Source organism: Pseudomonas sp. IT-196MI5 (assembly GCF_949767415.1).
GTDB lineage: Bacteria > Pseudomonadota > Gammaproteobacteria > Pseudomonadales > Pseudomonadaceae > Aquipseudomonas.
On sequence record NZ_CATKPZ010000001.1, the window covers coordinates 151,943 to 176,437 of the forward strand.

A 24,495-nucleotide genomic window follows, 5' to 3' on the forward strand; every position below is an offset into this window, starting at 1 on the left:
GAATCAGCCTGCCTTTTTAGGCGCCAATGTCCGTTAGAAGCTGTTTTCAAAGCGTCACGAGCACAGTCGTTCCTTCAGAGCGGTGTTGGCGAGGGGTTTTTCCAGCGGGGAAAAGCCCAACGCCAACCCTCATCAGCTCCCGTTCTGCAGGCGTAAAACTTTGAAAGCAGCTTCTGTAAGGAATTGTCGGTAATTCTGGCTAAGTGGCTCACAACGCCATGCAGCGCATGAGTGCGACAATTTCGGGATGAGCGTCCCGGACACCCATTTGGGACCACTGATGAGGGTAATAACTGTGCTTGAAGCCTACCGCAAACATATCGAAGAGCGCGCAGCACTGGGTATCGTTCCCCAGCCGCTAAACGCCGAACAAACTGCAGGCCTGGTCGAGCTGCTGAAAAATCCCCCGGCTGGCGAAGAAGCATTCCTCGTTGACCTGATCACCAATCGCGTTCCACCAGGCGTGGACGAAGCTGCCTATGTCAAGGCCGGCTTCCTGTCCGCCATCGCCAAAGGCGAAGCCAAATCCCCCCTGATCGACAAGAAGCGCGCTGTTGAACTGCTCGGCACCATGCAGGGCGGCTACAACATCGTGACTCTGGTAAACCTGCTGGACGACGCCGAACTGGCGCCAGTAGCTGCCAAAGAACTCAAGCACACCCTGCTGATGTTCGACGCCTTCCACGACGTCGCTGAAAAAGCCAGGAACGGTAACGTTCACGCCCAAGGCGTGCTGCAATCCTGGGCTGACGGCGAGTGGTTCGTGAAGCGCCCGACCCTGGCCGACAAGATCAGCCTGCGCGTGTTCAAGGTGACTGGCGAGACCAACACCGACGACCTGTCCCCTGCACCTGATGCCTGGTCCCGTCCAGACATCCCGCTGCACGCCCTGGCCATGCTGAAAATGGCTCGCGACGGCATCGTGCCTGACGCACAAGGCGTCACCGGTCCGATGAAGCAGATCGAAGAAATGCGCGGTCAAGGTTTCCCTATCGCCTACGTCGGCGACGTGGTCGGTACCGGTTCTTCGCGTAAATCGGCGACCAACTCCGTACTGTGGTTCTTCGGCGACGACGTTCCTTACGTGCCGAACAAGCGTGCCGGCGGTTTCTGCTTCGGCAGCAAGATCGCTCCGATCTTCTACAACACCATGGAAGATGCCGGCGCACTGCCAATCGAATTCGACGTATCCAACATGCACATGGGCGACGTGATCGACCTGTACCCGCATGCTGGCAAAGTCTGCAAGCACGGCACCGACGAAGTCCTGACCACCTTCGAAATGAAGACCCCGGTCCTGTTGGACGAAGTGCGTGCCGGCGGCCGTATTCCGCTGATCATCGGCCGCGGCCTGACCGAGAAGGCTCGCACCGAGCTGGGTCTGCCACCTTCGACCCTGTTCAAGAAGCCTGAAGCACCGGCTCAAAGCACCAAGGGTTTCACCCTGGCGCAGAAAATGGTCGGCAAGGCTTGCGGCGTGACCGGCGTTCGTCCGGGCACCTACTGCGAACCGAAGATGACCACCGTGGGTTCCCAGGACACCACAGGTCCCATGACCCGTGACGAACTGAAAGACCTGGCGTGCCTGGGCTTCTCGACCGACCTGGTGATGCAGTCCTTCTGCCACACCGCGGCCTATCCAAAGCCGATCGACGTGACCACCCACCACACCCTGCCTGACTTCATCATGACCCGCGGCGGCGTTTCCCTGCGTCCGGGCGACGGCATCATCCACTCGTGGCTGAACCGCATGCTGCTGCCAGACACCGTCGGTACCGGTGGTGACTCCCACACCCGTTTCCCGATCGGCATTTCGTTCCCGGCCGGTTCCGGTCTGGTCGCGTTCGCCGCAGCCACCGGCGTCATGCCGCTGGACATGCCTGAGTCGATCCTGGTTCGCTTCAAAGGTGAACTGCAGCCAGGCGTCACCCTGCGTGACCTGGTTCACGCCATTCCTTACTACGCGATCCAGGCTGGCCTGCTGACCGTAGAGAAGAAAGGCAAGAAGAACGCCTTCTCCGGTCGCATCCTGGAGATCGAAGGTCTGCCTAAACTGACCGTCGAGCAAGCGTTCGAACTGTCTGACGCCTCGGCTGAACGTTCGGCCGCCGGTTGCACCATCCAGCTGTCCAAAGAGTCGATTGCCGAATACCTGCAGTCCAACATCACCCTGCTGCGCTGGATGATCGGCGAAGGCTACGGCGATGCACGTACTCTGGAACGTCGCGCTCAAGCGATGGAAGCCTGGCTGGCCAACCCTGAGCTGCTGCAAGCGGACAAGGACGCCGAATACGCTGAAATCATCGAGATCGACCTGGCCGACATCAAGGAGCCTGTGCTCTGCGCGCCGAACGACCCGGACGACGCCCGCCTGCTCTCCAGCGTTGCCGGCGAGAAGATCGACGAAGTGTTCATCGGTTCGTGCATGACCAACATCGGTCACTTCCGCGCTGCCGGTAAACTGCTGGAACAGGTCAAGGGTCAGCTGCCAACCCGTCTGTGGCTGTCGCCGCCGACCAAGATGGACGCACACCAGCTGACCGAAGAAGGCTACTACGGCATCTACGGCAAGGCCGGCGCGCGCATGGAAATGCCAGGCTGCTCGCTGTGCATGGGTAACCAGGCACGTGTAGAGCCGAACTCGACTGTCGTGTCGACTTCGACCCGTAACTTCCCGAACCGTCTGGGTGACGGCGCGAACGTCTACCTGGCTTCGGCTGAGCTTGCGTCCGTGGCTTCCATCCTGGGTCGCCTGCCGACCGTCGAGGAGTACATGGAATACGCTGGCAAGATCGACAGCATGGCGGCCGATGTCTACCGCTACCTGTCCTTCGACCAGATCGCCGAGTTCCGTGAAGCTGCTGCGAACGCCAACATCCCGGTCGTTCAAGCCTAACGTTGCAACGCAATGAAAAACGCCGCCCATCGTGAGATGAGCGGCGTTTTTTTATGCCTTCTGCCACAGCCCCTACCCTGTGGGAGCGAGCTTGCTCGCGATAGCGGCGGGTCAGTCGACATGGATTTAACAGACGGACCGCCATCGCGAGCAAGCTCGCTCCCACAGGTTATGCGCCAGCCTTCAGGGCCTGCTGCACCGCCCCATCTACACTCAAACCACTCAGAATCACACCGCTGGATTGCGCCTGCGGCAACACCGCCAACGCCGTTTGTGCGTCGTCCTTCAGACGCGCCAGAATCAGCCGTATGCCCTCCTGATGCACCCGCACGAAAAACGCCTGCAACGCCTCGATGCTGGTGCCATCCAGATCTGGCGATTCTTCAAGGCTTAGAATCACCGTATGAATCGGCGTTTGCGAATGCCGGATCAGACGCAAGGCCCCAGCCAGAATCCGCTCGACGTTGGCAAAGAACAACGCTTCACCCGGTCGCACAATCAATACGCCAGGCACTGTTTGCGCCGTTGGATGACGTTGCAGGTCGACAAAGTCGTGACCGCCATCGATGCGCCCCAGGATCTGGATATCCGCCGCCGACATCTGCTTGAGCATCAGCAACACACTGATCGCCACCGACACCAGCAAGCCATCCAGCACCCCCAGCACCAACACCGCACCCACGGCGCAGATCACCAGCAAGCGGTCCCGGCGCCAGATGAAATAGCGTCCCAGCGGCTGCAGGCTCAAGCCTCGCCCCAGGGCATGGATGACGATGGCGGCGAGGATCGGTTCCGGGGTCAGGGCGATGTAAGGCAGTACCATCAGCACGATGACCAGCACCACCAGCGCCGCCACGATACCGGCCAGTCGCGAAGTGGCACCCGCCGCCTCATTGGCCGACGTTGCCGAATACCCCGCTCCCGCTGGCATGCCGTGGAACAGACCGGACAACAGGTTGGTAGCCCCCAGCGCCAGCAGGTCGCGGTTCGATGTAACCCGGTCACCATGCTTGAGTGCATAGGCACTGATCGAGCCGTAGGACTCCGCATACAGAATCATCACCATGGCGAACGCCAATTCACCCAGACGCAGCCAGTCGGCAAACGGCAGTACCGGCAGCTCAGGCACCTCCAGGCTCAGGTCGATCACGCCGATCAGCTTCACGCCATAGGCCGGCAGGTCCAGCCACTGCCCCGCCGCAATGCCGATCACCACCACCAACAAACCTCCCGGCAAGCGCCGAAACCGCGCAAATAGCCATAACAAGGCCAATGCCACGGCGCCGACGCCAGCCGCCACCCAGTTCCATTGCGGCAGTTGCTCCAGCAATTGCGGCAGGAAGCGCACCAGGTTGGCATCGGTCAAATGCACACCGACCACACTGGCAACCTGTTTGAGGATGATGGTCAGCGCCAGGCCAAAGGCAAAGCCGCGCAACACCGGCTTGGCGATGAAGGAGGTCACGCTGCCGAGCTTGAACAGCCCCGCCAGCAAGAAAAACGCTCCGGTCACCAGCACCAGGCCAATGGCCAGGGTCGAGCGCAGCCCGGGGTCGCCATGGGCCAGGGTGGCGGTCGCGGCGGCCAGCACGGCGGCAGACGATGAAGTGGCCGAGACAATCGCAAAGCGGCTGGTGCCGAACAGGCCATAACACAGCAACCCGGCAAACAAGGCGATCACCCCGGCCTGGGGCGCCAGTGCGGCGATGCTGGAATAGGCGACCGCTTCGGGCAGCAGCAGGCCGGCAATCGACAAACCTGCCAACAAGTCCTGCCAGCGGTTGGGTTGCTCGGTGGGATCAGCGTTTGGAGCGCTCGACAATCCAGTGTCTCCAGGCGAAAAAAAACCGCTGCACGTATCACGTGCAGCGGCTACTGTAGCTGAAAATCAAAAGATCGCAGCCTTCGGCAGCGCCTACGCTGGCCGAGTACATCCGCGGGTGCCCCCGATCCCTGTAGGAGCTGCCGCAGGCTGCGATCTCTTGATCTTTAACCTCAGGCAGTCAGCGAGTAGATCAACGCCGTGATCGCCACCAGGCCCACCGCCGTCACGAAGACGTTGGAGGCCTGACCGCGATAGCGCGCCATCGCCGGCACCTTGCGGATGGCGTACATCGGCATCAGGAACAGGATCGCCGCGATCACCGGGCCACCCAGGGTTTCAATCATGCCGAGAATGCTCGGGTTGAGCGTGGCGACGATCCAGCACACCACCAGCATGAACGCGGCGGTCATGCGATCCAGGGCCTTGGCGGATGGACGCTTGCCGCTCTTGACGATCAGGCCCTTGAGACCTTCGCTGGCGCCGATGTAGTGGCCCAGGAACGACTTGGAAATGGCCACGAAGGCAATCAACGGCGCCGCGAAGGCGATGGTCGGATTGCTGAAGTGATTGGCCAGGTACGACAGGATCGACAGGTTCTGCGCCTTGGCTTCAGCCAGTTGCGCTGGCGACAGGGTCAGCACGCAACTGAAGACGAAGAACAGCACCATCACCACCATCAGCAGGTGGGCGCGGGACAGGATCTGCGAGCTGCGCGCCTCGGCGTGCTCGCCATAACGACGCTTCTGGTCCACGGCGAACGCCGAGATGATCGGCGAGTGGTTGAACGAGAACACCATCACCGGAATCGCCAGCCACATCGTGTGCAGCAACGCCGAAGGCGCCGGCACGCTGCTGGCGGTGGCCAGGATCCCGCCGTTCCAGTGCGGAACCAGGTACACCGCCAGAAACAGCAGGGCGACGATGAACGGGTAGACCATCAGGCTCATGGCCTTGACGATCAATTGCTCACCGCAACGTACCACTGCCAGCAGGCCGAGGATCAGCACCAGCGACAGCACGGCGCGCGGTGGCGGCATGATGTGCAGTTGATGCTCGAGGAAACTGCCCACGGTGTTGGTCAGGGCCACGCTGTAGATCAGCAGGATCGGGAAAATCGCGAAGAAATAAAGCAAGGTGATCAGCGCGCCGGCCTTGATGCCGAAATGCTCTTCCACCACTTCGGTGATGTCGGCGCCTTCGCGACCGGACAGCACGAAGCGGGTCAGCCCGCGGTGTGCGTAGAACGTCATCGGGAACGCCAGCAACGCCAGGATCAGCAGCGGCCAGAAACCACCCAGGCCTGCGTTGATCGGCAAAAACAGGGTTCCCGCACCAATCGCCGTGCCAAACAGGCCCAGCATCCAGGTGGTGTCTTGGCGATTCCAGCTCGACAGTGTCGCTGGTGTCGCGTCTACATAGCGTTCGTTAACGCTATTGGCCTGATCATTCATCCGGTGGGATCTCCACATTCCGGTCACTTGCCACCCGGCCAGGACGCGTCGGAATACCCGACAGGCGGCGCCCTGGCCGGAACAGGGGCGCGATTCTGGAGGATTCGTGAACAGAAGCAAAGACTTAGGTGAGGAACGGTGGTGCCAGATAGACGAAAATCCCCTGTAGGAGATCCCCTGTGGGAGCGAGCTTGCTCGCGATGGCTTTGGCACATCCAACATCTACTTGCCAGACACACCGCCATCGCGAGCAAGCTCGCTCCCACAAGGAATTGCAGTGTTTTTGAGGCTACGTTTCATCGCCAGATGGCATCCGTCACTTGATAAAGGTCTATCGCCATGTATTTTTAATTGACCCGCATTCCCTCCGGAGTCTTCCCATGCCACTGGTTCGCGTCGACATCAAAAAACATCAGGACCCCACCCACGCCAAGCGCATCGGCCAACTGATCTACGCCGCCATGCACAGCACCATCGGCGTGCCGGAGAACGATAATTTTCAGATACTCGCCGAACACGATGCGCAGCATTTCATCTTTGATCCCGGCTATCTGGGCATCAACCGCACTGACCAGTTGGTGGTGATCCAGATCACCATGAGCGAAGGCCGGACCGTCGAGCAGAAAAGACGCCTCTACAAAACCATTGCCGAGAGCCTTCACACAGAGCTGGCCGTGCGTCTGGAGGACGTTTTCATTAATCTGGTGGAAGTGAAAAAAGAGAACTGGTCGTTCGGCAACGGGATTGCCCAGTACGCCCTCTGAAGTTCAACCTGCAGACCCGAGAGAGCCCCATGCCCGTAACCGTTCTGGTACTGGTTGAAACCATCAATGATTACCTGCCTATCCTCGAACATCAGGGCTTCCACCTGATTCTGGCCCCGACGCCCGCCGAGCGCACCGAGGCCATCGCCCGCCACGCCGGGCAGATCGATGCCGTCCTCACTCGCGGCCCATTGGGGCTGTATGCCGATGAAATCGCCGCGCTGCCCCACCTCAAGATCATCTGCGTGATCGGCGCCGGCTATGAACACGTCGACCTGCAGGCCGCCGCCGACCGGGGCATTACCGTCACCAATGGCGCCGGGGTCAACGCCTCGTCCGTCGCCGACCATGCCATGGCGCTGCTGCTGTCGCTGGTGCGCGACATCCCCCGCTGTGATGCGGCCGTACGACGCGGCGAGTGGCCGAAGATCATGCGCCCTTCCCTCGCCGGCAAACGCCTGGGCATCCTTGGCCTCGGCGCGGTCGGCATGGCCATCGCCAAACGCGCCGGCGCCGGTTTCGACATGAGCATTGGTTACCACAATCGCCAGCTGCGCAGCGATGTGCCCTACACCTTCTGCTCGACCCCGACCGAACTTGCGCACACCTCGGACTTCCTGATCGTCGCCACGCCCGGCGGCCCGGCCACCAGGCACCTGGTCAATCGCCAGGTGCTCGACGCGTTGGGCCCCAAGGGGTTTATCGTCAACATCGCCCGGGCCAGCGTGATTGCCACCGCTGACCTGATCAGCGCCCTGGAGCAACGCCGGATCGCCGGTGCCGCGCTGGATGTGTTCGACGCCGAACCGAAGGTGCCGGATGTGCTCAAGACCCTGAGCAACGTGATCCTCACGCCCCATGTCGCCGGGCTCTCCCCGGAAGCCACCCAAGGCACCGTCGAACTGGTGGGCAAGAACCTCGTGGCGTTTTTCTCCAGCCAACCGGTGCTGACGCCGATCGACTTGCCACCCGCCAAGAGCCATGTCGCCCAGTGACGGCGATTCAAACAGCTGTATCAAAAGCAATGATTGGCCGGCAACACGCTCGCCTATAAGAGCCATTCGCGGTTGTGGGTGCGCCGTGCGGGCATTAAATTAGCCAATAGTTTAAGGCCTCCAGAATAAGCAGAAGGGATAAGCATGGCGCTTAATGACCAGTCCACCCGTATCCGCACCGGCGAAGAACTCGATGCCAGCCTGATCGATCCGTACCTCAAGGCCCATATTCCGGGGCTCAGCGGTTTGCCACGGATCAGCCAGTTTCCGGGCGGCGCCTCCAACCTCACCTACCTGCTGGAATACCCCGAACAGGAATTCGTCCTGCGTCGCCCGCCCTTCGGCCACAAGGCCAAGTCGGCCCACGACATGGGCCGTGAATTCCGCATCCTCAATCAACTGCGCGACGGTTTTCCGTACTGCCCGAAAGCCTACGTGCACTGCACCGACGAATCGGTGATCGGTGCCGAGTTCTATGTCATGGAACGGGTCAACGGCGTCATCCTGCGCTCGGACCTGCCGCCGGAACTGGGCCTGGATCCGGCGAAAACCGAAGCCTTGTGCAAGAGCTTCATCGACAAGTTCGTGGAATTGCATCGAGTCGACTACAACGCCTACGGCCTGGGCGACCTGGGCAAACCCGAAGGTTATGTGGCGCGGCAAATCAAAGGCTGGAGCGATCGCTACGAAAAAGCCCTGACCCCCGATGCGCCACAATGGCAAACGGTCAAAGCCTGGCTCAACGACAAGATGCCGGCCGACCATCCGGCCTCCAGCATCGTGCACAACGACTACCGCTTCGACAACGTGATCCTCGACCCGAACAACCCGATGCAGATCATCGGCGTGCTCGACTGGGAATTGACCACCCTGGGCGATCCGCTGATGGACCTGGGCAACACCCTCGCCTACTGGATCGAAGCCGATGATCCGGCGCCGGTGCAGATGATGCGCCGCCAGCCGAGCCACGCGCCGGGCATGTTGACCCGCCGCGAGTTCGTCGACTACTACGCCGAACGCTCGGGCATCCGCATCGACAACTTCGACTTCTACTACACCTATGGCCTGTTCCGCCTGGCCGGTATCGTGCAGCAGATCTACTACCGCTTCTACCACGGCCAGACCCAGGACAAACGCTTCGCGCAGTTCATCCACATGAACAAACTGCTGGAGCAAATGAGCTTGCAGGTCATCAACAAATCCAGCCTCTGAGCCCGATCCTGTTCGATTACACACAACCCCCTGTGGGAGCGAGCCTGCTCGCGAAGGTCTTTAACGATAACGCATGTTCACTGACCAAACGCAGCAAGCCGCCCCTACCAAACAGCATCGGCGACACCCCAGCCGTTGACTCGATAACAAGACTTTTCATAAGGGAATCCCATGTCCAAGACCCAGTTGTTCGACCTCGACGGCAAGATCGCTTTCGTCTCCGGCGCCAGCCGTGGCATCGGTGAAGCCATCGCCAAACTGCTGGCCCAGCAAGGCGCCCACGTGATCGTCTCCAGCCGCAAACTCGAAGGCTGCCAACACGTGGCCGACGCGATCATCGCCGCCGGCGGCAAGGCCACCGCCATCGCCTGCCACATCGGCGAAATGGAACAGATCAGCCAGGTCTTCGCCGGCATCAAGCAACAGTTCGGCCGCCTCGACATCCTGGTCAACAACGCCGCGACCAACCCACAGTTCTGCAACGTACTGGACACCGACCTCAGCGCCTTCCAGAAAACCGTCGACGTGAACATCCGCGGCTACTTCTTCATGTCGGTCGAAGCCGGCAAGCTGATGCGCGAAAACGGTGGCGGCAGCATCATCAACGTCGCCTCGATCAACGGCGTTTCGCCGGGCATCTTCCAGGGCATCTACTCGGTGACCAAGGCCGCGGTGATCAACATGACCAAGGTGTTTGCCAAGGAATGTGCGCAGTTCGGGATTCGGTGCAATGCGTTGTTGCCGGGGTTGACCGATACCAAGTTTGCTTCGGCGCTGGTGAAAAACGAAGCCATTCTGAACACCGCGTTGCAGCAGATTCCGCTGAAACGGGTGGCGGATCCGAGCGAAATGGCGGGGGCGGTGCTTTATCTGGCCAGCGATGCTTCGAGTTATACGACTGGGGTTTCGCTGAATGTGGATGGGGGTTTCCTGTCCTGATACGGTTCACCGGATCAACAAAAAAACGATAGCGTTCGTGGGAACGCTATCGGTGCCAATCAGGGTCCACTGCTCAACCTGCCAGCCGACAGGTCAAGACTGAACGTTAATCAGGTAGGTTGCCCGTGCAACCTCCCCGCTTGGTGACGTCGCTACTGCCTCGAATGTACGCGCGCTAGGAGTGGTGTACTGGAAAGCGGGAAAACCTAACATTATCCCGTCCACATTAGTACGTCCGCTGACAGGCTCTTTTTCCGGCCTGTAAATCGTCGCGGTCGCACCATCTATGGGGGAGCCATCTGCATGCATGAGCTTCAAATCAACTCCATACCAAGCATTGACACGTAGATTAACGACTTCCGGAGGCAGAGGTGCATATTGACCTGCATTTGCGTAGTAAAACCTTAAAGAAGGCCGCTCCGATCGCAACCTGCAATTCGGCGCGTCCAACTCAGAGCTCATGCTCTCGCCCGCCAGGCTCAGTCGAAAGGTGCCGGCCCCGCTTACCCCGGTCACGGTCCAGCGGTGATCCGTCTGAAACCCGTCGAAAGGCGGCTCACTCCTTAAATCTTGAGGCCTGAGGCCCTCGATTATTAATCGTTTCAACGCCACAGGAAGTCCCGCCACAGGGCTGTTGTTTTTGGGGCGGAGTGAAACGATACGAGGTTCCCGATGGTAGAAATCGATACCAGTGGGCGGAACAGGCTTTTCATCAATCAAGAGGTCTGCCTCATCGGCCAGGCTGCTCGAAATCACCAGGCTTCGATGCTCCCACGGCACCGGCACTTCCCTGCTGAAAAACACCAGGGTGATACGACCGCTCTTGCCAGCGTCCGGCGCAATCCTCCACTGGAACTGGCCATCGACGGGAGCCACCCACTCGCCAAAATCCGGCGATGCGACGACGTTTAAATCGCCATTTTCTACCAGCCCCAGATTGATCGCCCTGGCGATCGCGGGTGGAGCCTACACCGTCACTTCGTTCGCCTGCCCACGGAGCAAAACGAGCTCCGCCCCCCATGCCACTTTGTTGCCGTTGATCGACAACGTGGCTTGTTCCCAAGGGCTTGCAGCAGCGGTTGCAGCGTTTAGTTCGGCGGTCATGACGACGATTCCTTTTCAGTGATGGACATGAAAACAGTCCGTTAACTATCAGGAAAAATCGGCACGCTGGTAACTGTCATAACTGACAGGTCAGCTAGAACATGGTGCGATAAGAACCCAAGCTCTCGTATCAAAAGTCATATAGAGAATGCAATCAGTGCTCGACTCGACAGCGGGCTCACTCCCGTTTTCGCTGCCTGCCACATCGGCGAAATGGAACAGATCAGCCAGGTCTTCGCCGGCATCAAGCAACAGTTCGGCCGCCTCGACATTCTCATCAACAACGCTGCGACCAACCCACAGTTCTGCAATGTGCTGGACACCGACCTCAGCGCCTTCCAGAAAACCGTCGACGTGAACATCCGCGGCTACTTCTTCATGTCGGTCGAAGCCGGCAAGTTGATGCGCGAAAACGGTGGCGGCAGCATCATCAACGTCGCCTCGATCAACGGCGTTTCGCCGGGCATCTTCCAGGGCATCTACTCGGTGACCAAGGCCGCGGTGATCAACATGACCAAGGTGTTTGCCAAGGAGTGTGTGCAGTTCGGGATTCGGTGTAATGCCCTGCTGCCGGGCTTGACCGACACCAAATTTGCCTCGGCGCTGGTGAAAAACGAAGCCATTCTGAACACCGCGTTGCAGCGGATCCCGCTCAAGCGCGTGGCGGATCCGAGTGAGATGGCGGGGGGCGGTGCTGTATTTGGCCAGCGATGCGTCGAGTTATACGACTGGGGTTTCGTTGAATGTGGATGGGGGGTTCCTGTCCTGATGCGGTTCACCGGACTAACAAAAAACGATAGCGTTCGTGGGAACGCTATCGGTGCCAATCGGGTTCCACTGGTCCAATTGTCAACCAACAGGTCAAGGCTTAACGTCAATCAGGTAGGTTGCCCGTAGCTCCCCGCTTGGCAACGTCGCTACAGCCTCGAACATACGCGCGCCAGGAGTGGTGTACTGGTAAGCGGGAAAACCTAACATTATCCCGTTCGGGTCACTGGCTTGTCCGCCCGACAATAGAAATGTCAGGGGTACACCGTTGGCATCGCACAGCATGTGAATCTTGGTGGTCAGGCCGCCCCGGCTGCGGCCGAGCGCATGATCTGCGGTTCTTCAGGCCCCCTTTTTTCCCAGCACCAGAAGAGGCCCGGGTTGCGCGTACTGCCGTGGAGTCAATCATCCAAGTCTCCAGATCAATTTACCCTTGCTCGCTCAGCTTGATGTGAAGCCGTCTGAGCATCTGGTCAAACGTCCCGCGATTGCGCCAGTCACGAAAACGTTGATAAACCGTTGACCAAGGGCCGAAACGCTCAGAACCGAATTTGCTGGACGGAGTGACGCTCCCCTTGAACATAGACCCAGGCACTAAATAGACCTGTCTGGGCATGGACTATCTCCGTCGTACATACACCATCCAACCCTGAAAAGGAATGCCAGATTTTTCCATTAAACTCCCAAGAAACCCTGACATTTCTGGGTAGTAGATAACCTCCAAGTACCGTTACCTTAATAATCCTCGTGCTGCCACCAGTAGTACTTGTAATACGCGTTAAACTAATATCTGAACTGTGATAGCCCGGATACATGTCCAATGCAATGGATTGCATTCCATCAAATTCAAGAATGAAGGGCCTGTCATGACCAGAAAAATTCACCCTCCAGGTATGTCCATCAACACCTACCGGCACAGACAACCCAAAAGCTGGGGTCGATTCGGCTATCCCTGAATAAGAAGGTCGCTTCAGTGAAAATACAGGATCATTCTTTGAACCGGACTCTGGCATCAATGTAATCAACATGTTCTTATCCCGGACCGGATAAACCACATCCACCCCAGGCTTGTGCTCCTGACCGTCGATCAGAACTTTATACGTTAAACGGTCAACCAGCCTGCAGGACTCAAGCGAAAGTGGCACAGGCAAATCCTTGGCGACAAACGCCATATTGAAGGTACCCGTATTAGTTGGCCGCCCTGTAATGGTCCATTTGTATTCTGTCTGTGGCTCCTCCAGTTCAGGGCTTACGTCAAGATCATCACGTGCGACCCCCATACCGCTAACCCAATTCAACGAAATGGGCAGGATCGCGACAGGACTATCAGGATCGACCTCCAAGGTCAGTTCGCGGGGTCTTCCCCAAAAAAAATCTGCCCCGTTCTCGGGAACTGGACGACCATCAATCAACACAGTTGCTTCATCCGCCAGGTTGCTCGAAATCACCAGACTTCGATGCTCCCACGGCACCTCCACTTCCCGGCTGAAAAACACCAGGGTGACACGACCGCTCTTGCCAGCGTCCGGCGTAATCTTCCAATTGAACTTACCACCTACGGGAGCCACCCAATCGCCAAAATCCGGCGATGCGCCGATGGTCAAACCGCCACCCTCCGCCAGCCCCAGATTGATCGCCCTGGCAATTCCCGGTGGAGCCTCCACCGTCACATCGTTCTCCTGCCCTCGGAGTAAAACGAGCTCCGCCCCCCATTCCACTTTGTTGTCGTTGATCGACAATGTGGCTTGTTCCCAAGGGCTTGCTGCAGCGGTTGCAGCGTTTAGTTTGGCGGTCATGACGACAATTCCTTTTCAGTGATGGACATGAAAACAGTCCGTTAACTATCAGGAAAAATCGGCACGCTGGTAACTGTCATAACTGGCAGGTCAGCTAGAACATGGTGCGATAAAAACCAAAACTTTCGTATCAAAAGTCATATAGAGAATGCATTCAATGTTCCACTCAACAGCGGGCTCACTCTCGTATTCGGTGCCTGGCATGGCGTCGACCCGCCGTTCTGCAACGTGCAGGACACCGACCTCAGCGCCTTCCAGAAAACCGTCGACGTGAACATCCGCGGCTACTTCTTCATGTCGGTCGAAGCCGGCAAACTGATGCGCGAAAACGGCGGCGGTAGCATCATCAACGTCGCCTCGATCAACGGTGTTTCGCCGGGCATCTTCCAGGGCATCTACTCGGTGACCAAGGCCGCGGTGATCAACATGACCAAGGTGTTTGCCAAGGAGTGTGCGCGGTTCGGGATTCGTTGCAATGCCTTGCTGCCGGGGCTGACGGACACCAAGTTTGCTTCGGCGCTGGTGAAGAACGAAGCCATTCTGAACACTGCGTTGCAGCAGATTCCGCTGAAGCGGGTGGCGGATCCGAGTGAGATGGCGGGGGCGGTGTTGTATCTGGCGAGTGATGCTTCGAGTTATACGACTGGGGTTTCGTTGAATGTGGATGGGGGTTTCCTGTCCTGATACGGTTCACCGGATCAACAAAAAACGATAGCGTTCGTAGGAACGCTATCGGTGCCGATCGGGTTTCACTGGTCCACCTGTCAACCAACAGGTCAAGGCTGAACGTCAATCAGGTAGGTTGCCCGTACCTCCCCGCTTGGCAACGTCACTACTGCCTCGAATGTACGCGGGCCAGTAGTGGTGTACTGGTAAGCGGAAAAGTCTATCAATTCCCCCTGCGAATTAGTTTTCCCGTAGAGAGGCTTATGTTCCGGCCTGTACATCGTTGCGATCACACCAGCTATGGGGGAACCATCTGCATGTATGAGCTTCAAATCAACGCTGCGCCACTGATTGACACGGTGATTAATGACTTCCGGAGGCAGAGGTGCATATTTATTTACACTTTTGTAGTAAAACCTTAAAGACGGCTGCCCCGATCGCACCCTGCAATTCGGCGCGTCCAACTCTTGGCTCATGCCCTCGCCCGCCAGGCTCAGTCGAAAGGTGCCGGCTCCGCTAACCCCGGTCACGGCCCAGCGGTGATCCGTCTGAAACCCGTCGAAAGGCGGCTCACTGTTCAAACTCAAGTCGCCGTCGATGATCGTGTACGTCAGTTTAACCGGATGTCCCGCCAGCGGACTGTTGGCCTTGAGCCCGAGCGTAACGACTTGGGGCGCCTCCAGGGTGAAAATGACACCCTCAGGAGGTACCACCTCACCGCCAATCAAGGCCTGCGCCTCATCCGCCAGGTTGCTCGAAATCACCAGGCTTCGGTGCTCCCACAGCACCTGCACTTCCTGGCTATGAAAACTCAGGGTGATACGACCGCTCTTGCCAGCGTCCGGCGTAATCGCCCAATGGAACTGGCCATCGACGGGCTCCACCCTCTCGCCAAAACTCGGCGATGCGACGATGTTTAAACCGCCATCTTCTACCAGTCCCAGATTGAGCTCCCTGGCGATCGCGGGTGGAGCCTCCACCGTCACCTCGTTCGTCTGCCCACGGAGCAAAACGAGCTCCGCCCCCCATTCCACTTTGTTGCCGTTGATCAACAACGTGGCCTGCTCCCAAGGGCTCTCCGCGTACACATTGATCGTAAATTTTTCCTCTGCCGTTGTGTCGTCATAAAGGCTATGAACCTTTGCAGTAATCGTATGCTCCCCCGCGGTGGTAAAGGCATGTTCGAACTTGCTCCACCCCAGACCGGTAGTCGGCACCTTCTGCACAATCTCCTCGTCGTCGTAGTAGTACCACTCGACCTCAACGCCCTCCAGTTCCTTGCCGGTATAAAATGACCCGATCTGAACCTCCGCGGCCACTTTGTCCCCCACCACTGGAGCGCTGATCGGGTTACGTTTACTGAGAATGGCTCGCCGATAGTCGCCCAATTTCAAGGCAACTTTACAAGGCGCGGCGGTAAATTCACTTTGCAGTTGAAGATCGAAATCGATGTCCGTTCCGTTCGCCGGGCAAGTCAACGTCCACTCAGTGCCCGCCGCCAGAAGCGTCTGATACGTACCCAATTCAGGCTCGGTGGTGATCGGAGAGGATTCCCCCGGAACCTGATTGAAACTCACACCGTGATTCACCCACGGGCTGTCCGCCCCGGCCGCAATCTTGAAGTCATGGTCAGCTCCGTGACAGATGTACACGGGGTCGATTCCTGTGGCTCCGGCTTTAAATTCGATGGTCATGGCGTGCTCTCGATGCTGGTAAGTGAATGATCAGGGAGGGTCATTCAACTATCGGGAAAAATGGGCACGCCAGAAACTGTCAGAGTTGACAGTTTTTCTAGAACCATTGGCGATAAAGAAGTGCTTCAAAAGAACGATGATTTTCGGCGACGGCCAGCCGAACGGCACCGACAGCACTCGCAATGCCCAACACCACGGCACGCACGACCGGCGGCGGTCATCAACATGACCAGGGTGTTTGCCAAGGAGTGTGCGCAGTTCGGGATTCGGTGCAATGCGTTACTGCCGGGTTTAACTGACACCAAATTCGCTTTGGCGCTGGTGAAGAACGAGGCTATTTTGAATACGGCTTTGCAGCAGATCCCGCTCAAGCGCGTGGCAGATCCGAGTGAGATGGCGGGGGCGGTGCTGTATTTGGCGAGTGATACATCCAGTTATACGACGGAGGTTTCGTTGAATGTGGATGATGGGTTCTTGCCCTAATCAATTTTCTGAATAATTAGAAGGCAGCCACCTGACTGCCTTACTTTGTTTCTATTGATCGATTAGCGGATAAATTGTGTGCATCAGTATCATTGAGACACGCGCCCTAATAACAGTATCAATGATGCATTACTCAACCATTTGATTCGCCTTGCAGAGTATTTACGCAGCGTTTTTTTAGCTCCCTCCACCACTAATTCTCACTAACGCCTCTATCGATTTATTCCCGGTTGGAAGCGTCGCTACCGCCACTATTTTACGTACACCTGGGGTGCTGTAGATGAAGAGACCTCTAAACACTTCTCCCCTAGGGTTAGTCTCGCCTATTTGGGGTTCGTAATCTGGAACAGTAAATGTTATTGGCACACCAACCATAGGGGTGCCGTCTGATTTTAGTAACATTACGCCGCAACTAAACAGGATATTAGGAGGACAATTAACCTCTTCCGGGGGTAATGGCATGTCCGCACCGATCAAATAAACGAATTTGAAAGTCTCGCCGCCATGCAACCGATTAGTTGGTGTTAGCAGCACCGTATTTTCACCTTGACTGAATACCTTCAACTTAAAGGTTCCTGACTTCAAATACGCCCCAGTGAGTTCCCATTCATGCTGCGTCGAGAATTGGCGAAAGGGTGGTTGAGCGGTAAGATCACCGGTTACAAGACCTGCATCAGGAATCCAGTCAAGGGCCAAGGGAAGGTCGAATAACAAATCTGCATTTTTGTATTCCAAACTCAGTGTTCTAACTTGCCCACCAATAAAGTCAGCCCCAGTTGGCGCTATCGCAATACCGTCCAATAACCCTGTCGCCTCATCATTAAGATTGTTCGAAATCAACTTGCTGATCGCCAAGGTAATCGGCGTGGTCATGCCCTTGCCCGCCAATGCCAGCTGGAACGTTCCGCTTTTGGTGTTCCCCGTCACCGCCCAGCTATACGCGGTTTGCTCACTGTCGAAGGCTGGCGCACTCACCACGTTGGCGGCATCCAGGCCGCTTTTGATGGTACAGCTCAGCGTGACCGGAAGACCGGCCAGTGGGCTGCCTGATTTGGGGATCAACGTAACCGTTTGCGCCTTACCGCGGTAAAACCAATTACCTCCGGCGGGCACGGCGGCGCCGCCAATTTTCACGTCGGCCTCATCGGCCAGGTTGCTCGATATAAGCTTGCTGATCGCCAAGGTAATCGGCGTGGTCATGCCCTTGGCTGTCAGCGCCAGCTGGAACGTTCCGCTTTTTGTGTTCCCCGTCACCGCCCAGCTATACGTGGTTTGCTCACTGTCGAAGGCTGGCGCACTCACCACGTTGGCGGCATCCAGGCCGCTTTTGATGGTACAGCTCAGCGTGACCGGAAGACCGGCCAGTGGGCTGCCCGATTTGGGGGTCAACGTAACCGTCTGCGCCTTATCCCGGATAAACCAATTCCCCCCGGCGGGTACTTCAACGCCGCCAATTTTCACGTCGGCCTCATCAGCCAGGTTGCTCGAAATCACCAGGCTTCGATGCTCCCACGGCACCAGCACTTCCCTGCTATAAAAAATCAGGGCGATACGACCGCTCTTTCCAGCGCCCGGCGTAATCTTCCAATTGAACCGGCCATCGACGGGCGCCACCCAATCGCCAAAATCCGGCGATGCTATGATGTTCAAACCGCCACCCTCAGTCAGCCCCAGATTGAGCTCCCTGGCAATTTCCGGTGGAACCTCCACCGTCACATCGTTCTCCTGCCCTCGGAGTAAAACGAGCTCCGCCCCCCATTCCACTTTGTTGTCGTTGATCAACAATGTGGCCTGCTCCCAAGGGCTCTCCGCGTACACATTGATCGTAAATTTCTCCTCTGCCGTTGTGTCGTCATAAGGGCTGTGAACCTTTGCAGTCATCGTATGCTCCCCCGCGGTGGTAAAGGTATGTTCGAACTTGCTCCACCCCAGACTGGTAGTCGGTACACTCTGCACAAATCCCTCGTCGTCGCACCACTCGACCTCAACGCCCTCCAGTTTCTTGTCTGTATAAAACGAACCGATTTGAACCTCCGCAGTCACTTTGTCCCCCACCACCGGAGCGCTGATCGGGTCACGTTTACTGAGAATGGCTCGCCGATAGTCGCCCAATTTCAATGCAACTTTACAAGGCACGGCGGTAAATTCACTTTGCAGTTGAAGATTGAAATCGATGTCCGTTCCATTCGCCGGGCAATTCAACTTCCACTCAGTGCCCGCCGCCAGAAACTTCTGATACGTGCCCAATTCAGGCTCGGTAGTGATCGGTGAGGATTCCCCGGGAACCTGATTGAAACTCACACCGTGATTCACCCACGGGCTGTCCGCCCCGGCCGCAATTTTGAAGTCATGGTCAGCTCCGTGACAGATGTACACGGGGTCGATTCCTGTGGCTCCGGCTTTAAATTCGATGGTCATGGCGTGCTCTCGATGCTGGTAAGTGAATGATCAGGGAGGGTCATTCAACTATCGGGAAAAATGAGCACGCCGGAAACTGTCAGAGTTGACAGTTTTTCTAGAACCATTTGCGATAAAGAAGAGCTAAAAAAACCGTTCGCGCGGTACGCGCCTTCGATTTCCTCAACACGGGCCGACTGAGGGCCGCTTTAGGGTTTACTGCGTCACGCAGCGAGTCGTGGTGGTGACTCGGGTGACCTGCCCGCCTTCGGCCCGTACATCACCGAGGACATCGGTTTTATCCATGGTCTGGCAGGTGCGTTCTGGAGGGGGTGGTGTGACTGCTGGAGGCGGTGGCGGACTGGCACAGCCGCCGAGGATCGCCACGCACAATGCCAGCGACAAAGGTGAGATAACGCGTTTCCCAAGAGTTTTCATCGATTGACCCGCGATAAGTGATCGACACATTTTTTGTGACAACAGAACCGGCGTGCAAAATCCATACACCTGTAACAAAAATAGAAACCTGCGAATCACTTATGGCCCGGCCGGTGGAATTTGCGCCTTACCGCCGCTCCTTTGGCCGCCACTCTTTCGAGAACAGTCCCCGCTCCCGCGCCCAGATAACCGCTTCACTGCGGCTGTGCACATTGAGTTTGGAATACGGCGCCAACACATGGTTACGCACTATATTCGGCGCGAGTTTCAGGCGCAGGGCGATTTCGGCTTTGTCCCGTAACTCAATGTCGACAAAGGAAAACAGCATGCAGGCTTCGTCGTTGAGCACCAGCGGCTGGCCGGTGACGATGACCTGCTTGCTGTCGCCATCGGCCAGGCGCAACTGGGCCTGCATCCTCGATCAACGGCGTCTCGTCGGGCATCTTCCAGGGCATCTACTCGGTAGATCATGGCTGCGTTGCAACATAACCAAGGTGTTTGTCAAGGAATGTGTGCCGTTCGGGACCCGTTGCAATGCCCTCTACCCGGGTTGACCTATACCAGGCTTGCCTCGGCGCTGGTGAAGAACGAGACTATTTTGAATACGGCGTTGCAGCAGATTCCGCTCCATCGGCGTTTTTCGCCAGAAAAAAACGAGTATATTCATCCAAACCCGTCTGTTCATTTCCTCCACCAAAAATAAACATAGCCGGGAGAGGGGCCGACTCGGAGTGGATAAATTTAACCTGCCATGTTGCACCATGAACTGGATCGATCACCTGTTGAACCCAGGCGTCTGGAGATGCTGTTGACGGCCCAAAATATAAGACCGTGGCTACACGGGGCTTCAATTTGCCATGTTTAATTGTGACAGTATGCTGACTGTTATCGGGAACCAAGAATATCTCATTGTAACGAACCTGCTTACCACCGACCAGGATGATCAACGGTTCATCTTCATAATCAGAAGTCAACCTGCAATCCGGCATATACAGCACTGAACTCATACCGTCAGCTTCAACTCCCAGTTTAAACATACCGTTCCCGGCCAGCCCCATGACATCCCACTTGTAATCTGTTTGCGCCACACCAAAATCAGGTTCACTTACAAGTTGGAGATCGTCTCCTTCAACAACCCGATAGGTCAGCTTCAACGGAACAGCCGCCAATGGACTGCCGTCCTTGACTCTCAGCGAAACCGGTTTTTTTTCACCCAATCTGAAAACAAAACCTTCAGGAAAGACTTCACCGTCAATCAGGGCATCAGCCTCGTCGACCAGGTTGTTCGAAATCACCAGGCTTTGGTGCTCCCACGGTGCCAGCACTTCCCGGCTGAAAAACACCAGGGTGATACGACCGCTCTTGCCAGCGTCCGGCGTAATCTTCCAATGGAACTGGCCATTGACGGGTACCACCCAATCGCCAAAATTCGGCGATGCTACGATGTTCAAACCGCCACCCTCAACCAGCCCCAGGTTGATCGCCCCGGCAATTTCGGGTGGGGCTGCCACTGTCACAACGTTCTCCTCCCCACGGATAAAAATAGGTCCCACACCCCATTCAACTTTTTTGCCGTTGATGAACAACGTGGCTTGTTCCCAAGAGTTTGATGCAGCGGTTGCAGCGTTTTGTTCGGTGGTCATGACGGCGCTTCCTTATTCAGCAGCAGACAAAAAACAGTCCGTTGACTATCAGGAAAAACCGACACGCCGGAAACTGTCATAACTGACAGTTCAACTAGAACAAATTGCGATAAAAGCCGCTTATGATCCGCCAATCACTCAGTTTTTTAAGTTACCGCTGCCCCTTTGGCCGCTACTTTTTCGAGAACAGTCCCCACTCCCGCGCCCAGACAATCGCTTCATTGCGGCTATGCACATTGAGTTTCAGATACACCGCCGCCACATGGTTGCGCACTGTATTCGGCGCGAGTTTCAGGCGCGCGGCGATTTCCTTGTCGGCCCGGCCTTCGCAGATCAGGCCCAGCACTTCGCGCTCACGGGCAGTCAGGTCGGTGAAGGACACGCTGGGCAACTTCGGTGAATTGACGTTCTTCACCTTGGCCAGTTTTTCGATCAGCGTGCGGCTGAACCATGAGGCGTCCTTCATCGCTTCCTCGATGGCCGACACCAGTTCCAGCTCGGTGCGCTTGCGCTCGGTGACGTCCACCAGCACCAGCAGATAGCACGGGTTGTCTTGAATGTTCACCGTGTCGGCCGACACGGTGCAATCGATCAGCCCGGCGTCTTTTCTGCGCACGCTCACATCGATGCGGTCCAGGCTGCCGGTTTTCTCCAGCGCGGCGAACAGCCAGATGCGCGCGTTTTTGTCATCGATGAAATCGATCTGCGCAATGCTGATCCCAAGGACTTCCTCACTGGAATAACCGAGGGTATCGAGGAACGCTTCGTTGACGTCCAGCACCCGTTGATCGGCCGCGCCACACAGCAGAATCGGCACCGGGGACAGGCGAAACGCTGTGGCGAAGCATTGCTCGGCGCTGATCCGGTCGGTGACGTCGTCCATGATCAACACCAGCAATTGCGGTTTGCCATGGCTGTCGGTCAATACCAGGCCACCCACGCGGTGGACCCAGGTACGCTCTTCGTCCGCCGCCGAAGTCACTTCCACCAGCACATCGCTGAACGTCTCGCCACGGGCCACACGGTTGATCGGATAGCTGTCGGCTGGCACCCCGTGATTGTTGCGATGGCGCAAGGCGAAGCGTTTGGCATAGGCCTCGGCGTTGGCACCCAGATCGCTGACTTGCGAGACACCGTGCATGGCCAGCGCCGCCTCGTTGGCCCACAGGATGCTCTGGTCGGGGTCCAGCAGAATCACCCCGTCGGACAGGCCGGCGATGATTTGCTGCAGCTGACGGCGATGGGTTTCAGTGGTGAGGATGTCCTGGTTCATGGGATCTCCACGCGTGCGGTGGCGCAGTCATGCGCCGGCCTGTGAAGAATATACGACCACGGGCGTTCATGATCGTGCAGATATGCACGCGTATGCCCACGTAAGCATGCGATTTTTTTGGCGCATTTGAAATATTTCGCAAATGCTTTCATCCATGGCGTCCACGCTAATGGCTAACGTTCATTTGCCAATACATTTCAAGGAGGGCAAGGAATGCCTGCCGCTGCAAATGGATGTCGCCTGCGCAACGCTCGTTTTTCGGAATCCGGTCGTATTTATCTGCTGACCGCTGTCGCCCATCAACGAGCGCCTGTGTTCGCAAATTGGCGGATCGGACGGCTTCTGGTCGATCAACTGCGTTGTGCCGATGAAGCATCGCTGGTGACCTCCATGGCCTGGGTTGTCATGCCGGATCATCTGCATTGGTTGATGGAATTGAAGCATGGCACGTTGGCCGAGCTGATGTGCCGAATCAAATCCAGAAGCAGCCATTCGATCAATCTCATGCGCGGCGATCAAGGTCGTCTATGGCAGCGAGGGTATTACGACCGGGCATTACGTCGTGATGAAGACATCAAGGATGCGGCTCGGTACATCGTCATGAATCCTTTGCGGGCGGGATTGGTGAAACGGGTGGGTGATTATCCTTTGTGGGATGCCATTTGGATTTGATAGATCAAGATCAAAAGATCGCAGGCTGCGCCAGCTCCTACGGGGAACGCGTACATCCGCAAGGGTTGTACTCGGTCAATGTAGGAGCTGGCGCAGCCTGCGATCTTTTGACTTTCAGGCTGCCGATTGACTGGCAATCGTCGCCGAAGCCGCCAGCATCGCCCGCAACAGCACCGCACACCCGGCCGCCAGGTCATCCGGCGCGGCATTTTCGATTTCGTTGTGGCTGATGCCGCCTTCGCACGGCACGAAGATCATTCCGGCCGGACCGAGTTCGGCGAGGAAGATCGCGTCGTGCCCTGCGCCGCTGACGATGTCCATGTGCGACAGGCCCAGGCCTTGGGCGGCGCTGCGCACAGCTTCGACACAACCCTTGTCGAAGTACAGCGGCGGGAAGTCGGCCGTTGGCGTGAGCTCGAAGGTCAGGCCGTGTTCGTCGCAGGTGGTTTCGATGACTTCGCGCACTTCGGCGATCATCGAGTCCAGACGCGCCGGTTCCAGATGGCGGAAGTCCAGGGTCATGCGCACTTCGCCGGGGATGACATTGCGCGAGCCGGGATAGGCTTGCAGGCAACCGACGGTGCCGCAGGCATGGGGTTGGTGGCTGAGGGCGGCGCGGTTGAGCGCTCCGACGATCACCGCGGCGCCGACCAGGGCGTCCTTGCGCAGGTGCATCGGGGTCGGGCCGGCATGGGCTTCGACGCCGCGCAGTTTCAGGTCGAACCATTTCTGCCCGAGGGCGCCCATGACCACGCCTATGGTCTTGCGTTCGTCTTCAAGGATCGGGCCTTGCTCGATGTGAGCTTCAAAATAAGCGCCCACGGCATGGCCGGTAACCTGGCGCGGACCGGCGTAACCGATGGCGTTCAACGCTTGCCCCACGGTGACACCGTCGGCATCGACCTTGGCCAGGGTTTCCTCGAGGGTGAATTTTTCCGCGAACACGCCGGAACCCATCATGCACGGCGCGAAGCGCGAGCCCTCTTCGTTGGTCCAGACCACCACTTCCAGCGGTGCTTCGGTTTCGATGTTCAGGTCATTGAGGGTGCGCAGCACTTCGACGCCGGCCAATACACCGAAGCAGCCATCGAACTTGCCGCCGGTGGGCTGGGTGTCGATGTGGCTGCCGGTCATCACCGGCGGCAGGTCGGGATTGCGCCCGGGGCGGCGGGCGAAGATATTGCCGACGGCGTCGATGCTGACAGTGCAGCCGGCCTCCTCACACCATTTGACGAAGATGTCCCGGGCCTGGCGGTCGAGGTCGGTCAGGGCCAGGCGACACACGCCGCCCTTGACCGTGGCGCCGAGCCTGGCCAGTTCCATGAGCGATTGCCACAGGCGGTCGCGGTTGATGTGCTGATGGCTGGACTGCAGAACGTCGACGGCAGCGTTCATGATGATCTCCTCAGGCTGTTCTTATGTATTTTTTCAGGTGTTTCGTCGGTGGATTCAAGGCCCTCATCGCGAGCAAGCTCGCTC

The 24,495-nt window shown here is 57.6% G+C and carries 16 protein-coding genes and 5 pseudogenes; 9 read left to right on the forward strand and 12 right to left on the reverse strand.

Annotated features, from left to right (window positions below):
• Nucleotides 1–295 precede the first annotated feature (295 nt).
• Complete coding sequence (gene acnB / locus ACM6IK_RS00590; protein ID WP_414872726.1) at nucleotides 296–2,896, forward strand: bifunctional aconitate hydratase 2/2-methylisocitrate dehydratase; 2,601 nt, start codon at nucleotides 296–298, stop codon at nucleotides 2,894–2,896.
• Between the two features lie 169 nt (nucleotides 2,897–3,065).
• Here acnB and ACM6IK_RS00595 read toward each other — a convergent pair whose 3' ends face one another.
• Together ACM6IK_RS00595 and ACM6IK_RS00600 are read right to left on the reverse strand one after the other, a co-directional pair.
• A complete protein-coding gene (locus ACM6IK_RS00595) occupies nucleotides 3,066–4,718 on the reverse strand; it encodes a SulP family inorganic anion transporter (RefSeq protein WP_414872691.1) in 1,653 nt (550 codons plus the stop codon).
• 173 nt (nucleotides 4,719–4,891) lie between these two features.
• Nucleotides 4,892–6,172 carry a serine/threonine transporter gene (locus tag ACM6IK_RS00600; protein ID WP_108215914.1) on the reverse strand — a complete coding sequence of 427 codons (1,281 nt, stop codon included), beginning with the start codon at nucleotides 6,170–6,172 and terminating at the stop codon, nucleotides 4,892–4,894.
• A gap of 380 nt (nucleotides 6,173–6,552) precedes the next feature.
• Between ACM6IK_RS00600 and ACM6IK_RS00605 the strand changes: the two genes are divergently transcribed.
• The 4 genes from ACM6IK_RS00605 (at nucleotide 6,553) to ACM6IK_RS00620 (ending at nucleotide 10,082) form a co-directional block, all read left to right on the forward strand.
• Nucleotides 6,553–6,936 carry a tautomerase family protein gene (locus ACM6IK_RS00605; RefSeq protein ID WP_414872692.1) on the forward strand — a complete coding sequence of 128 codons (384 nt, stop codon included), beginning with the start codon at nucleotides 6,553–6,555 and terminating at the stop codon, nucleotides 6,934–6,936.
• A 29-nt stretch (nucleotides 6,937–6,965) separates the two neighbouring features.
• Nucleotides 6,966–7,931: a 2-hydroxyacid dehydrogenase gene (locus ACM6IK_RS00610; RefSeq protein WP_414872693.1), complete on the forward strand. Its 966-nt coding sequence runs from the start codon at nucleotides 6,966–6,968 to the stop codon at nucleotides 7,929–7,931.
• A gap of 144 nt (nucleotides 7,932–8,075) precedes the next feature.
• Nucleotides 8,076–9,143, forward strand: a complete 1,068-nt coding sequence (locus ACM6IK_RS00615) for a phosphotransferase family protein (protein ID WP_414872694.1) — start codon at nucleotides 8,076–8,078, stop codon at nucleotides 9,141–9,143.
• Nucleotides 9,144–9,314: 171 nt separating this feature from the next.
• Nucleotides 9,315–10,082, forward strand: coding sequence for an SDR family oxidoreductase (locus ACM6IK_RS00620; protein WP_414872695.1), 768 nt, complete (start codon nucleotides 9,315–9,317; stop codon nucleotides 10,080–10,082).
• A gap of 93 nt (nucleotides 10,083–10,175) precedes the next feature.
• Here the strand turns inward: ACM6IK_RS00620 and ACM6IK_RS00625 are convergent, their stop codons facing one another.
• Together ACM6IK_RS00625 and ACM6IK_RS00630 are read right to left on the reverse strand one after the other, a co-directional pair.
• On the reverse strand, nucleotides 10,176–10,958 hold the full coding sequence (locus ACM6IK_RS00625; protein WP_414872696.1) for a hypothetical protein: 783 nt from the start codon (nucleotides 10,956–10,958) through the stop codon (nucleotides 10,176–10,178).
• Between the two features lie 90 nt (nucleotides 10,959–11,048).
• Entirely contained in the window at nucleotides 11,049–11,186 is a 138-nt protein-coding gene (locus ACM6IK_RS00630; RefSeq protein ID WP_414872697.1) for a hypothetical protein, read from the reverse strand.
• Between the two features lie 195 nt (nucleotides 11,187–11,381).
• Between ACM6IK_RS00630 and ACM6IK_RS00635 the strand changes: the two are divergent.
• Nucleotides 11,382–11,955, forward strand: a pseudogene (locus ACM6IK_RS00635) (SDR family oxidoreductase); the annotation flags it as partial.
• Between the two features lie 221 nt (nucleotides 11,956–12,176).
• Here ACM6IK_RS00635 and ACM6IK_RS00640 read toward each other — a convergent pair.
• Both ACM6IK_RS00640 and ACM6IK_RS00645 read right to left on the reverse strand, forming a co-directional pair.
• A pseudogene (locus ACM6IK_RS00640) lies at nucleotides 12,177–12,495 on the reverse strand (IS5 family transposase); the annotation flags it as partial.
• Nucleotides 12,494–13,750 carry a hypothetical protein gene (locus tag ACM6IK_RS00645; protein WP_414872698.1) on the reverse strand — a complete coding sequence of 419 codons (1,257 nt, stop codon included), beginning with the start codon at nucleotides 13,748–13,750 and terminating at the stop codon, nucleotides 12,494–12,496. The pseudogene ACM6IK_RS00640 and the gene ACM6IK_RS00645, both read right to left, overlap by 2 nt.
• A gap of 210 nt (nucleotides 13,751–13,960) precedes the next feature.
• Here ACM6IK_RS00645 and ACM6IK_RS00650 point away from each other — a divergent pair.
• Nucleotides 13,961–14,434: pseudogene (locus ACM6IK_RS00650) on the forward strand (SDR family oxidoreductase); the annotation flags it as partial.
• A gap of 92 nt (nucleotides 14,435–14,526) precedes the next feature.
• On the opposite strand, the gene ACM6IK_RS00655 reads toward ACM6IK_RS00650, so the two are convergent.
• Nucleotides 14,527–16,110 carry a hypothetical protein gene (locus ACM6IK_RS00655; RefSeq protein ID WP_414872699.1) on the reverse strand — a complete coding sequence of 528 codons (1,584 nt, stop codon included), beginning with the start codon at nucleotides 16,108–16,110 and terminating at the stop codon, nucleotides 14,527–14,529.
• 210 nt (nucleotides 16,111–16,320) lie between these two features.
• Between ACM6IK_RS00655 and ACM6IK_RS00660 the strand changes: the two are divergent.
• Nucleotides 16,321–16,593 (forward strand): annotated as a pseudogene (locus tag ACM6IK_RS00660) (SDR family oxidoreductase); the annotation flags it as partial.
• A gap of 177 nt (nucleotides 16,594–16,770) precedes the next feature.
• Here ACM6IK_RS00660 and ACM6IK_RS00665 read toward each other — a convergent pair.
• From ACM6IK_RS00665 to ACM6IK_RS00680, 4 genes and pseudogenes are all read right to left on the reverse strand, one after another.
• Nucleotides 16,771–19,011, reverse strand: coding sequence for a hypothetical protein (locus ACM6IK_RS00665; RefSeq protein WP_414872700.1), 2,241 nt, complete (start codon nucleotides 19,009–19,011; stop codon nucleotides 16,771–16,773).
• A 544-nt stretch (nucleotides 19,012–19,555) separates the two neighbouring features.
• Nucleotides 19,556–19,846, reverse strand: a pseudogene (locus tag ACM6IK_RS00670) (LuxR C-terminal-related transcriptional regulator); the annotation flags it as partial.
• A 175-nt stretch (nucleotides 19,847–20,021) separates the two neighbouring features.
• Nucleotides 20,022–21,071: a hypothetical protein gene (locus ACM6IK_RS00675; protein WP_414872701.1), complete on the reverse strand. Its 1,050-nt coding sequence runs from the start codon at nucleotides 21,069–21,071 to the stop codon at nucleotides 20,022–20,024.
• A gap of 172 nt (nucleotides 21,072–21,243) precedes the next feature.
• A complete protein-coding gene (locus ACM6IK_RS00680; protein WP_414872702.1) occupies nucleotides 21,244–22,344 on the reverse strand; it encodes a PAS domain S-box protein in 1,101 nt (366 codons plus the stop codon).
• Between the two features lie 213 nt (nucleotides 22,345–22,557).
• Here ACM6IK_RS00680 and ACM6IK_RS00685 point away from each other — a divergent pair, with 213 nt between their 5' ends.
• Nucleotides 22,558–23,016 carry an REP-associated tyrosine transposase gene (locus ACM6IK_RS00685; protein ID WP_414872703.1) on the forward strand — a complete coding sequence of 153 codons (459 nt, stop codon included), beginning with the start codon at nucleotides 22,558–22,560 and terminating at the stop codon, nucleotides 23,014–23,016.
• Nucleotides 23,017–23,130: 114 nt separating this feature from the next.
• On the opposite strand, the gene ACM6IK_RS00690 is transcribed toward ACM6IK_RS00685, so the two are convergent.
• Nucleotides 23,131–24,411, reverse strand: a complete 1,281-nt coding sequence (locus ACM6IK_RS00690; protein ID WP_414872704.1) for a Zn-dependent hydrolase — start codon at nucleotides 24,409–24,411, stop codon at nucleotides 23,131–23,133.
• Nucleotides 24,412–24,495 lie beyond the last annotated feature (84 nt).